The 11,576-nt window shown below is 68.1% G+C and carries 12 protein-coding genes; 5 read left to right on the forward strand and 7 right to left on the reverse strand.

The window, feature by feature from the left end:
* Positions 1-22: 22 nt before the first annotated feature.
* Complete coding sequence (locus ACAM49_RS17935) at positions 23-610, reverse strand: helix-turn-helix domain-containing protein (RefSeq protein WP_369636666.1); 588 nt, start codon at positions 608-610, stop codon at positions 23-25.
* An 82-nt stretch (positions 611-692) separates the two neighbouring features.
* Between ACAM49_RS17935 and ACAM49_RS17940 the strand changes: the two genes are divergently transcribed.
* Positions 693-1,511, forward strand: a complete 819-nt coding sequence (locus ACAM49_RS17940) for an MBL fold metallo-hydrolase (RefSeq protein WP_369636667.1) — start codon at positions 693-695, stop codon at positions 1,509-1,511.
* Here ACAM49_RS17940 and ACAM49_RS17945 read toward each other — a convergent pair.
* From ACAM49_RS17945 to ACAM49_RS17965, 5 genes are all read right to left on the reverse strand, one after another.
* Entirely contained in the window at positions 1,475-2,746 is a 1,272-nt protein-coding gene (locus ACAM49_RS17945; RefSeq protein ID WP_369636668.1) for a sensor histidine kinase, read from the reverse strand. The genes ACAM49_RS17940 and ACAM49_RS17945 overlap by 37 nt on opposite strands.
* Complete coding sequence (locus tag ACAM49_RS17950; RefSeq protein WP_369636669.1) at positions 2,743-3,120, reverse strand: response regulator transcription factor; 378 nt, start codon at positions 3,118-3,120, stop codon at positions 2,743-2,745. The genes ACAM49_RS17945 and ACAM49_RS17950 overlap by 4 nt, the downstream gene beginning before the upstream one ends.
* A 50-nt stretch (positions 3,121-3,170) precedes the next feature.
* Complete coding sequence (locus ACAM49_RS17955; RefSeq protein WP_369636670.1) at positions 3,171-3,842, reverse strand: response regulator; 672 nt, start codon at positions 3,840-3,842, stop codon at positions 3,171-3,173.
* 131 nt (positions 3,843-3,973) lie between these two features.
* Positions 3,974-4,363 carry a hypothetical protein gene (locus ACAM49_RS17960; protein WP_369636671.1) on the reverse strand — a complete coding sequence of 130 codons (390 nt, stop codon included), beginning with the start codon at positions 4,361-4,363 and terminating at the stop codon, positions 3,974-3,976.
* Positions 4,364-4,468: 105 nt separating this feature from the next.
* Positions 4,469-5,155 (reverse strand): TVP38/TMEM64 family protein, encoded by a 687-nt coding sequence (locus tag ACAM49_RS17965; RefSeq protein ID WP_369636672.1) that lies wholly within the window; start codon positions 5,153-5,155, stop codon positions 4,469-4,471.
* Between the two features lie 168 nt (positions 5,156-5,323).
* Between ACAM49_RS17965 and ACAM49_RS17970 the strand changes: the two genes are divergently transcribed.
* The 4 genes from ACAM49_RS17970 to ACAM49_RS17985 are packed head-to-tail and all read left to right on the forward strand — an operon-like array spanning position 5,324 to position 11,014.
* Entirely contained in the window at positions 5,324-7,141 is a 1,818-nt protein-coding gene (locus tag ACAM49_RS17970; RefSeq protein WP_369636673.1) for a methylmalonyl-CoA mutase family protein, read from the forward strand.
* A gap of 2 nt (positions 7,142-7,143) precedes the next feature.
* Entirely contained in the window at positions 7,144-9,402 is a 2,259-nt protein-coding gene (scpA, locus tag ACAM49_RS17975) for a methylmalonyl-CoA mutase (protein ID WP_369636674.1), read from the forward strand.
* The gene (gene meaB / locus ACAM49_RS17980) at positions 9,399-10,502 is read left to right on the forward strand and encodes a methylmalonyl Co-A mutase-associated GTPase MeaB (RefSeq protein WP_369636675.1); all 1,104 of its coding nucleotides are present in this window, start codon (positions 9,399-9,401) and stop codon (positions 10,500-10,502) included. The genes scpA and meaB overlap by 4 nt, the downstream gene beginning before the upstream one ends.
* Positions 10,503-10,507: 5 nt before the next feature.
* Positions 10,508-11,014: an N-acetyltransferase family protein gene (locus ACAM49_RS17985; protein WP_369636676.1), complete on the forward strand. Its 507-nt coding sequence runs from the start codon at positions 10,508-10,510 to the stop codon at positions 11,012-11,014.
* Between the two features lie 7 nt (positions 11,015-11,021).
* Here ACAM49_RS17985 and ACAM49_RS17990 read toward each other — a convergent pair whose 3' ends face one another.
* Positions 11,022-11,438 (reverse strand): DoxX family protein, encoded by a 417-nt coding sequence (locus ACAM49_RS17990; RefSeq protein ID WP_369636677.1) that lies wholly within the window; start codon positions 11,436-11,438, stop codon positions 11,022-11,024.
* Positions 11,439-11,576: the final 138 nt, after the last annotated feature.

Genomic DNA, 11,576 nt, shown 5'->3' on the forward strand with positions numbered 1-11,576 from the left:
GCGGCCGAGATTGCCGGGCAGATCAGGTTCGGCGCGAGATGATCATGATGTATTCGCAGGGGGCGTCGGTTCGGTTGGCGAAGCCGTGGTCGGTGTCTGCCTGGAAGAAGATGGAGTCACCGGTGTGCAGGGTTTCGCTGATGCCGCCGATCAGGACCGTGAGAGTGCCTTGGAGAACCACGAGTTGTTTCTCCGTACCCGGCGGATAGGCGGGCAGCAGTCCGAGCGAGACCTGCGCGGGGAGGTGGTGGACGATCATCTCGCCGCTGCTCGCGCCCGGGGCCGCCGACACCATGTGCCGTTCGAAACCGGTTTCCGGGTCGCGGAAGACGGGTCGCTCGCTCTTGCGCATGACGACGGCCGCACCGGGAGCGGCCGCACCGGGCCCGCCGATCAGATCCGAGAGTGACGCGTCGAGCGCGTGCGCGATCCGGGAGGCGACGCCGATCGTCGGACTCTTCTCTCCGCGTTCGACTTTCGACAGCATGGCCCGGCTGACCGACGACCGGGTGGACAGCTGATCCAGCGTCATCCCCGCCTCCTCGCGCCGCCGCCGCACGTTCCCGCCGAACGCGCCGGCCGGCTCCTCGCTCTGCTCTTGCTCATCCACGAGCCAGAGTCTAGATTTCTCCTAAAGAAGATTCCAGTCTTCGATCGAAGAATCGCACTGTGCTCGACCTGATGGAGGATCCATGCGTTTGATCTCGAGTGGCCTGCTCCACGCCACGTTCGAATTCGGTGAGCTACAGGTGATCTCGTTGCGAGACGGGTACATCGACATGCCGCCGACCCGCCTCCGCGACGAGCAGGGCCGCCCACTGCCCGAGGTGCCGAAGGCCGTGCCGCTGGTCGATGACAACTTGCGGCTGGCCGTGAATGCCTTCTACGTCACCGACGGCACGCGATCGCTGCTCATCGACACCGGCGCCTCGGACAACTGGCACGACCCCACCATGGGATTGATCTACGACGCGCTCGACGAGGCCGGAGTCGACCGCGCGCAGATCACCGACGTGGCCATCACCCACAACCACGAAGACCATGTGAGCGGCCTGATCATGCCCGGCGGCGCGGAGGCGTTCGCGAAGCTCGAGCGGGTGTGGATCGGCGCGGGCGACACCTCGGTGTTCACCGGTCGGCTCGATCCGATCCGCGACCGGGTCGTGCCCGTGTCGGAGCGGGTGGCGATCAACGACTGGGCCACCGCGGTCCCGACACCGGGCCACACGCCCGGTCACACGGTCTTCGACATCGGCAGCGGCGCAGGCCATTTGCTGGTCTGGGGCGACACCGTGCATGTTCCGACGCTCCAGTTCGATCAACCGAATGTGGCCTGGGAGTACGACAGCGATCAGTCCCGGGCCCGCGCCCAGCGAGCGGCCCTCCTCGAACAGCTGACGCGCCCAGACCATTTCGTTGCCGGTGCGCACCTCGACTCACCCGGCATCGCCCGCGTAACCCCCTCGGGCGACGGCTACGCGCTCGAATACCTGGCGCCGCCGATCGGCTGAATCGGCTGGGTCGGAATGGTGGCGGTGAGGCGCGTGCCCAGGCCGGGTGCGGTGTCGATGGTGAGGGTGCCGCCGATCACCGACAGGCGGTCCTTCATATTGGTGAGCCCGGAACCCTCGGTGTCCTGGGCGGGGTCGAAGCCGCGGCCGGTGTCGGAGATGGTGAGCAGCAGGGTGCCGCTGGTCTGGTGGGCGGTGATGACGACGGTGGTGTTCGGTCCGCCGTGCTTGGCGCTGTTCTGCAGCGCTTCGAGACAGCAGTAGTAGAGCGCGGTTTCGATGTCCTGGCGGTAGCGGCCGATCCGGTCGACGCGGACCCGCACCGGCACGGGGGAGCGGGCCGCGGCGGCGGGCAGGGCGGCGCGGAGGCCGTCGCGGGCCAGCAGCGGCGGGTAGATGCCCTGGGCGAGGCGGCGGATCTCGGCGATGGCGGTCTGCAGCAGTTCGCCTGCCTCGCTGATCAATTCGGCACACGCCTCCGCGTCGTCGGCGGCGGTCTGGCGGGCCAGCTGCAGCGTGACCGCGACGGCAACGAGCTGTTGCTGCGCCCCGTCGTGCAGATCCTGTTCCAGCCGACGGCGTTCGGCATCGGTGACCGCGACCAGCCGCGCCCGTGAGGCGGTGAGCTGGTCGGCGCGTTCGGCGAGCAGGCGTTGCGAGGAACGCAGCGCGTCGGCATTGCGGCGCGCGATGATCGCCATGTCCCGCATGGTGGTCGCGGTATGCCACACGACCAGCAGGATCGGCGCGGTGACGGCCGGGAAGCCCAGCGTGGCAATGTATTTCACGGTGACCGGCGCGGACACCGAGGTGACCAGCGGCAGCGCCAGCGCGGCACAGGCGAAAGCACTGGCCAGCGTGCCGACGAAATAGTGCGGCAGATGCCGCCGCGGCACGTACGGCACCGCGGAGATGGCCGGGATCAGCGCCGCGACCGAATGCATCGGCAGGGTCAGCGGTGAGATCCAGGACGCGAGAACCGCGCCCGCCCAGATCATGATCGAGAGGGTGGCGACCGATCGTTCCAGCGGCCCGCGCCGCGCCGTGTGCAGCGCCACGACGAAGACCAGCGCCTCCACCACCAGCAGGGCCAGCATGCCGAAGACCCAGACGGTGGGTCGCCAGCATGCCGCCGCGATATTGAGCGCGATCAGGACTCCGGTCGTGACGATCAGCGCGTAGATCAGCTGGCGCAGCCGGCGGCGGGCCAATGAGCCCGTGCCGTCGGAGTTCACGACGGTGTCAGCTCGCTCCAGATCCGCCGCAGCAGCTGCGGGCTCAGTGTCTCCTTGTGCACGTAACCTGCTGCGCCGCACTGTGATACCTCGTGGGGGAGATCGGCTGTGTCATAGGTCGACATGAGCAGCACCGCCACCCCGGGATGCCCGGAGCGAATGCGCCGCGTCGCCTCGATACCGCCCATGCCGGGCATATTGATGTCCATCAGCACCAGTCCGACGGCGGCGTCACGGGTCAATTCGACCGCCGCCTCACCGCTGGCGGCCTCGCCCGCGACGACGAATCCGGCGCTCGCCGCGACCATCGCGGCCGCGGCACGCCTGAAGGCGGGGCGGTCGTCGACGATCCACACCTGTACCTGCGCGGTCATGTCTGTCATGGTGCGACTCGGGCGCGAATCCGGAAAGGGTGCACACACCCCTACTCGGAGTGCGCGGCCAGGAACATCAGCACGGCGGTGACCCGCTGATCCAGGGCCGGGTCGGAGGTGAGCCCGAACTTGGCGAAGATCGAGTTGATGTGCTTCTCGACCGCCCGCTGCGACAGCGAGAGCCGTTGCGCCACCACGCGGTTGCTGCCGCCGCCGGCGATCTCCGCGAGCACCTGCCGTTCGCGGGCGGTGAGTCGATCGACCATGGCGTCTTCGCGGCGGCGCGCCAGCAGCGTCTCGACGATCACCGGATCGAGCACCGATCCACCGCCCGCGACCACGTGCACCGCGCTGAGCAGCTGGTCGAAGCGGGCGATGTGCTCCTTGAGCAGATACCCGCGCCCGGCCGAGCCGCCGTCCAGCAGGCCGGTGGCGTACTCGGGTTCGGCGTAGTGGGACAGGGCGATCACGCCGGTGTCCGGCTGGGTCATGCGCAACTGCCGGGCCAGCCGGATCCCTTCGTCGGTTCCGGTGGGCGGCATGCGGATATCGGTGATCAGCACATTCGGTTCGGTGGTGCGCACCAGCTCGACCGTGGCGTCGTAATCGGTCGCGATGCCGACCACCTCGATCGTGTCATCGGTCGCCAGTACCCGTAAAACGCTGTCGCGGATCAGCATCGAGTCCTCGGCCACCACGACCGTGACCCCCGTCGTACTCACAGTTCTAGAGGATCCTCCGGCCGCGGCGGCTTCGCATGGGTACCGAACTACCCGAATCGAATCCGGAAGCCCCCGTTGTTCGGGGGTTCGGGGTGCACACACCACGGTCAGGAGTGGTATGCGCAGGCTGCCTAGCGGGTGGGTTCTTCCGCGACCATCGAATCGCACACCGGAGCGTGGTCCGGGGGTGCGGAGGCGTCGGACGGTGGGACGGAGGGGTTTTCACCGTCCGGCGTCTCGCGGCTGCGTCGCCATGCCGTGCCGAGGGCCAGCGCCGCGGTGGCGAACATGCCCATCACCACCAGAACCGCGAGCAGCAGGGGAAACCCTCTATCGTCCGGGCCGTTCCCGCGGTACCAGATGGCCACGGCGGCCGCGACCGGACCGCCGGTGAGCAGCGCGGGCAGCAGTGCGATGAATCCGATGGCGACGAGCGCGGGGGTGGGCGGCGGCTGCCTGATCAAGGCCAGCCACGTGTCGGGGAATCTATTGCCGCCTGCCCGAGAAGCTGAATCGCTCACGCCTTTCACACCTCCGGATTCGATAAGTGCTCCTGCCTGCTCAATTGACGACAGGTTAGAACATCGAACATTTCAAATCGGGGAGGTTCGCGGGTCGGCGATTCGCTAGTTCTCGACGGCCATGCGCGCGTCCACGACCAGGCCGATCACACCCACCGCTAGACACGCCCCCGTCACGATCCACTGGGCGGGGGAGGTCCGGTTGGTGAGGGCGTCGCCGAGCAGCACGGTGCCGACCGTGCCGGGAATGATCCCGAGGAAGGTGGCGACCAAATAGGGGGTGAAACGGATCGAAGACAATGCCGCGCAATAGTTCACGATCGAGAACGGCGCGAAGGCGATGAGTCGCAGGGATCCGACGGCCAGCCAGCCGCGCCGGGCGAGCCGGGCATCGACGGCCTGGACGGTCGGATGCGTCAGGCGCGCCCGCACCCGCTCGTGATCGAGGGCCCGGACCAGCCACAAGGCAAGAACCGCACTCAAAGTCGTGGCCGTGATCGCCAGTGTCAGCCCCTCGGCGGAGCCGAACAGCATGCCCGCGCTGAGCGTGAAGATCGTGCGCGGGAAGGGCACGATACAAACCAGCGTGTGGACCGCGAAGAACACCAATGGCAGTGCGGGCCCGACGGAGTCGGCCCATTCCCGGATCTGCTGGGGTGCCGGATGCGGCGCGAAGGCGGCCGCGGCGAAGAGTAGCCCGCAGCCGATCAGCAAGGCCAGGGTTCGCGGTTGACGGAGGCGGTTGAGCAGCCCGGATACCCGGTCGAGCGGCCCGCGCACGGTTGTTGGCACCGCGCCAGGTTACCCGCTGGTAGTGAGACTCCGGAGACGGTAATCCCGAGGGTGCCGCTAGCATCAGGGGAAAGACCATGAATGCTCGTTAACCAAAGTGGCCGCTGAGCTGGGCGAAGTTCAGTAAAACGGACACTCGGTCAGGGAGTGGAAGAAGGACAAGCAGCTATGCCGATTGCTTCCGACTCGGACACCGATCCGGTGCCCGAGTTTGCCGCCTGGCGCAAGGGTGTCGCCGGGGTGCTGGCCAAGGCCCGCAGGGTGGATGCGAGCGAATTGCCGGATGAGCCGGAGAAGCTGCTCGCGGTCACGACCTACGACGGTCTGACGGTCAACCCGCTGTACACGCGCCGCGACGAACTGCCCGAGCAGCCTCTGCCCGGGCAGTTCCCCTACGTGCGCGGTGGCGACGCCACCCGCGACGTGCACCGCGGGTGGTTTGTGAGCCAGCGCTTCGGGGGCGCGGACGCCAAGGCCGTCAACGGGGACATCCTCTTCGCGCTCGACAATGGCGTGAGCGCCGTATGGCTGGGCGTCGCCGAGCGCGGCGTGCCCGTCGACGGAATCGCCACCGCCTTGAATGGCTTCCTGTTCGAGCTCGCGCCGCTGACCCTGGATGCCGGTCCGGCCGCCAATGAGGCTGCCGCCGCACTGTTCTCGGTGCTCGACGGCTATACGGCCCCGAACCGCAAGGACATTCGCGTCTCGCTCGGTGCCACCCCCTTGACGAGCCTGTTCGCGGGCACGCAGGCCATCGACCTGGACGGCGCGGTCGCGCTGGCCCAGCAGGCGGTGGCCCGCACCGAGACCGTCCGCGCCATCACCGTGTGCGGCGTGGCCTTCCACAACCAGGGCGCCTCCGATGCCCAGGAGCTGGGCGCGGCCGTCGCCGCCGGTCTCGAATACCTGCGCTCGCTCACCGACGCCGGCGCCGATATCGCGGATGCGCTGGGCCAGTTGGAGTTCCGCTTCGCGGCCACCGACGACCAGTTCGAGACCATCGCGAAATTCCGTGCGGCCCGCAAGCTCTGGGCTCGCGTGGCGCACGTCTGCGGTGCCCCGGCCTTCGGCAACGCACCGCAGCAGGCCATCACCTCGGCCGCCATGATGAGCCAGCGCGACCCGTGGGTGAACATGCTGCGCACCACCCTGGCCGCGTTCGGCGCGGGCGTCGGCGGTGCGGACATCGTCACTGTGCTGCCCTTCGACGACGCGCTGCCCGCCGGGGAACTCGAAGTCTCCAAGGCGTTCTCGGAGCGCATGGCCCGCAACACCCAGCTGCTGCTGCTCGAGGAATCCCACCTCGGCCACGTGGTCGACCCGGCCGCGGGCTCCTGGTACGTGGAGTCGCTCACCGAGGAACTCGCCGCCAAGGCGTGGGAGTTCATGCAGGAGATCGAGGCGGCGGGCGGTTATCTGGCCGCGCTGCAGGCGGGTCTGCTCGCCGAGCGTATCGGCGAGACCAAGGCCAAGCGCGATTCCGATGTGGCGCACCGCAAGACGGCCGTCACCGGCGTCAACGAGTTCCCGAACCTGAGCGAGAAGCCGCTGTCGAAGCAGGCCCGCGCCAAGAACGGCACGGCCCGCTACGGCGCCGCCTTCGAGGCGCTGCGCAACCGCTCGGACGCCTTCCTCGCCGCGCAGGGCCAGCGCCCGCGGGTGCGCCTGGTTCCGCTGGGACCGGTGGCGGAGAACAATGTTCGTGTCACCTTCACCACCAACCTGCTGGCCTCCGGCGGCATCGAGGCCGTCACCGAGGCCGGTCCGTCGATCGCCGTGCTGTGTGGCTCCGACACCCGGTATGGCACCGACGCCGCCGCGGCCGTGCGGGAACTGCGTGCGGCGGGTGTGACCACCGTGCTGCTGGCTGGGCCCGAGAAGGCGGTCGCCGAGCTTTCCGGGGCGGATCGCCCGGATGGCTTCGTGACCGCGCGCATGGATGCCGTGGCGGCTCTGACCGGCCTGCTCGAAAAGCTGGGAGCGTAGAGATGAGCGATATCAAGCATCGCATCGGCAATTTCGCCGAAGTGCCGCTGACCGAGGGCGACACCGCGCCCGCGCAGGTCAGCGCCGCGCAGGTCGAGGAGTTCGTCGCCGAGGCCGCGAGCGCCAATCACTATGCGCCCGAACAGCTCACCTGGTCGACGCCGGAGGGCATCGACGTGCCGCCGGTGTTCACCAAGGCCGACCGGGACGCCATCGTCGCCGAGGGCTACCCGCTCGACAGCGTGCCGGGTGTGGCTCCGTTCGTGCGCGGCCCGTACCCGACCATGTACGTGAACCAGCCGTGGACGATCCGCCAGTACGCGGGCTTCTCCACCGCAGCGGACTCGAACGCCTTCTACCGCCGCAACCTGCAGTCGGGTCAGAAGGGCCTGTCGGTCGCCTTCGACCTGGCCACCCACCGCGGCTACGACTCCGATCACCCGCGCGTGACCGGTGACGTCGGCATGGCCGGTGTCGCCATCGACTCCATTCTCGACATGCGGGAACTGTTCGATCAGATTCCGCTGGATCAGGTTTCGGTGTCGATGACCATGAACGGCGCGGTGCTGCCGATCCTGGCGCTGTACGTCGTCGCCGCCGAGGAGCAGGGCGTCAAGCCCGAACAGCTGGCCGGAACCATTCAGAACGACATTCTGAAGGAGTTCATGGTCCGCAACACCTACATCTACCCGCCCAAGCCCTCGATGCGGATCATCTCCGACATCTTCGCCTACACCTCCGCGAAGATGCCGAAGTTCAACTCGATCTCCATCTCCGGCTACCACATTCAGGAAGCGGGAGCGACCGCCGACCTGGAGCTGGCCTACACCCTCGCCGACGGCGTGGAGTACATCAAGGCCGGTCTGGACGCGGGCATGGAGGTCGACAAGTTCGCGCCGCGGCTGTCGTTCTTCTGGGCCATCGGCATGAACTTCTTCATGGAGGTCGCCAAGCTGCGCGCCGGGCGACTGCTGTGGAACGAGCTGGTCGCCAAGTTCGAGCCGAAGAACTCCAAGTCCCTTGCGCTGCGCACCCATTCGCAGACCTCGGGCTGGTCGCTGACCGCGCAGGACGTGTTCAACAACGTCGCGCGCACCTGCGTCGAGGCCATGGCCGCGACCCAGGGCCACACCCAGTCGCTGCACACGAATGCTTTGGACGAGGCGCTGGCGCTGCCGACGGACTTCTCCGCCCGCATCGCCCGCAACACCCAGCTGCTCATCCAGCAGGAGTCCAACACCACCCGTCCGGCCGACCCGTGGGGCGGCTCGTACTACGTGGAATGGCTGACCCACCAGCTGGCCGAGCGCGCCCGCGCCCACATCGCCGAGATCGAGGCGCACGGCGGTATGGCACAGGCGATTTCGGAGGGCATCCCGAAGCTGCGCATCGAGGAGGCCGCGGCCCGCACCCAGGCCCGCATCGACACCGGCCAGCAGCCGGTGATCGGCGTGAACAAGTACCAGGTCGAGGAAGACACCCCGATCGAGGTGCTCAAGGTCGAGAACTCGCGCGTGCGCGCCGAGCAGAACGCCAAGCTGGAAAAGCTGCGGGCGGAACGTGATTCGGCCGAGGTCGAGAAGGCCCTGGCCGAATTGACCCGTGCGGCGGCCTCGTCCGAGGGCGGCATGGACAACAACCTGATGGCCCTGGCCATCAACGCGGCTCGCGCCAAGGCCACCGTCGGTGAGATCTCCGACGCGCTGGAGAAGGTGTACGGCCGCCACCAGGCGGAAATCCGCACCCTGTCCGGCGTTTACCGCGAGGAGGCAGGCAAGGTGACCAATATCAGCAAGGCCATCGAGCTGGTCGAGGCGTTCGGTGAGGCCGAGGGCCGCCGCCCCCGCATCCTCATCGCCAAGATGGGCCAGGACGGCCACGACCGCGGCCAGAAGGTGATCGCCACGGCCTTCGCCGACCTCGGCATGGACGTCGATGTGGGCCCGCTGTTCCAGACCCCCGAAGAGGTGGCCCAGCAGGCGGCCGACAACGACGTGCACGTCGTCGGCGTCTCCTCGCTGGCAGCCGGCCACCTCACGCTGGTGCCCGCCCTGCGGCAGGCACTGGCCGATGTCGGCCGCCCCGACATCATGGTCACCGTCGGCGGCGTCATCCCGCCCGGTGACTACGACGAGCTGTACGCGGCGGGTGCGGCCGGGATCTTCGGCCCCGGCACCATCATCGCCGATGCCGCCATCGACCTGATCCAGAAGCTGGCCGCACAGCTGGGCCACGAGATCGGCACCGGCGCAACGGAATGAGCGACGCCGCACGCGGAACCGAGGGTGGCGCGAACCACCCTCGGCTCGGCACCACCGCCGGGGTCGGCCGTTCCGGCCCCGGCGCTCCCGCCGCCACTGCGGCGGCGCGCCGAGTAATCGACGTCGACCAGCTGGCCGCGCAGGTGTCGGCGGGGGAGCGGGCCGGGCTGGCCCGCGCCATCACCCTCGTCGAATCCACCCGCGCCGACCATCGGGACCTGGCCCAGCAGTTGCTGCTGAAGCTGACCCCCGAATCCGGCAAGGTGCTCTCGAATCGCGTTGGAATCACGGGTGTTCCGGGTGTCGGCAAGTCGACCTTCATCGACGCGCTGGGCATGTACCTCATCGGCCAGGGCCACCGGGTGGCGGTCCTGGCTGTCGACCCGTCCTCCACACGCACCGGCGGCTCCATCCTCGGCGACAAGACCCGCATGGCGCGGCTGTCGGTGGAACGCAACGCCTTCATCCGCCCCTCGCCGACCGCGGGAACCCTTGGCGGCGTGGCGAAAGCGACCCGCGAGACCATCGTCCTGCTGGAGGCGGCCGGGTACGACGTCATCCTGGTGGAGACCGTCGGCGTCGGCCAATCCGAGGTCACCGTCGCCAATATGGTCGACGTCTTCTGCTTCCTCACCCTGGCCCGCACCGGCGACCAGCTGCAGGGCATCAAGAAGGGCGTCCTCGAACTGGCCGACCTGGTGGCCGTGAACAAGGCCGACGGCCGCCACGAGTTGGAAGCCAAGGCCGCCGCCCGCGAACTCCAGGGCGCGATGCGCCTTATCCACCCTCGCGAATCCCTGTGGCGCCCACCGGTCCTCACCATGTCCGGCCTGAACGGAGTCGGCCTCGACGCGTTCTGGGACACGGTCCTCACCCACCGCCGAGTTCTCACCGAGGCGGGCGAATTCGCCGAGAAGCGCCGCCGCCAGCAGGTCGACTGGACCTGGACCATGGTCCACGACAACCTCCTGCGCCGCCTCACCGAAAACCCGAACGTCAAGGCCCTGCGCGGCCAGGTCGAAAAACAGATCCGAGACGGCTCCCTGACTCCCGCCCTGGCCGCCGAGGAAATCCTCCGAGCCTTCGACGAGAGGCCCTGAGCCCCATGGAGATCCGGATCCGCCCCGGCACCGACTCCGACGCGAAAGCGGTCGCCGCACTGCACACCGCCAGCTGGCGCACCGCCTACGCGGAGATCATGCCGGAGTCGTTTCTCAACGGCCCACTGGAGCACGACCACCAGGTCCTCTGGCTCACCCGCCTGACCGTCGGCCAGGCCGAGGGTGATCTGTTCGTCGCCGAATCCGACCAGGACCTGGTCGGATTCATCTACCTCTCCCTCCAGCCGGACGGCCGAGTCCTCATCGACAACCTCCACGTGGACCCGACCCTCAAACGAGGCGGCATCGGCGGCAAACTGCTGCGGCATGGATTCGACTGGGCCGCCAGCAAATACCCCGGCCGCCCGGTGTACCTGGAAGTGCTGGAAGCGAACACACCCGCCATCGCGTTCTATGAACGCCACGGCGGCCGCGCAGGCATACCCCGACTCGCTCACTTCTCAGCGGGCTTCGACGTAATGGATCTGGAAATTACCTGGCCCCTGGCGTGAATTCCGCCTACGACCAATGGCCGGGCTGAACTACGTCCGTCCAATTGGTCGGCCAGGTCGCCAGTGCGACCACCGCCATGATCACCAAGTGCAACGGGGCGGCGACGCTCTCCTTGGGGCCATGGTGATTGATGATGTGGGTGACCACGGCTCCGGTCAGGACGAGGATCAGCGTTGCGGCCGCGAGGAATCGGGACTCGTGATACGGCAGGACCAGCAGGATCGCGCAGACACCCTCGATAGCTCCGACAACGAACCGGAACCAGCCGGGCCAGCCCCAGTCGGGGAACTTCTCCGAGTAGGCGGGCCCGAAGAACGTGGGGCCGGGCCAGAACTTGGTGATCGCGCCCATCAGGAACTCGAAGGCGAGGAACCAGAGGAGAGCGGTGGCGACCCAGCCGGGCCAGGTGTGGGCAATCGTCATACCTGCATGACCGGGCTCGGGGGCGAGATGTGACAAAGACAAGAGAACAAAAGACAAAGAGCAAAAGATTAAAGACGCGTGGAGAAGGGAGGGGAGGGGGCTGGGCTGGGGACCTCGGTGGCGGTTCCAGCCTCCTCG

Origin of the sequence: Nocardia sp. JMUB6875 (assembly GCF_041154655.1) — a bacterium.
GTDB lineage: Bacteria > Actinomycetota > Actinomycetes > Mycobacteriales > Mycobacteriaceae > Nocardia.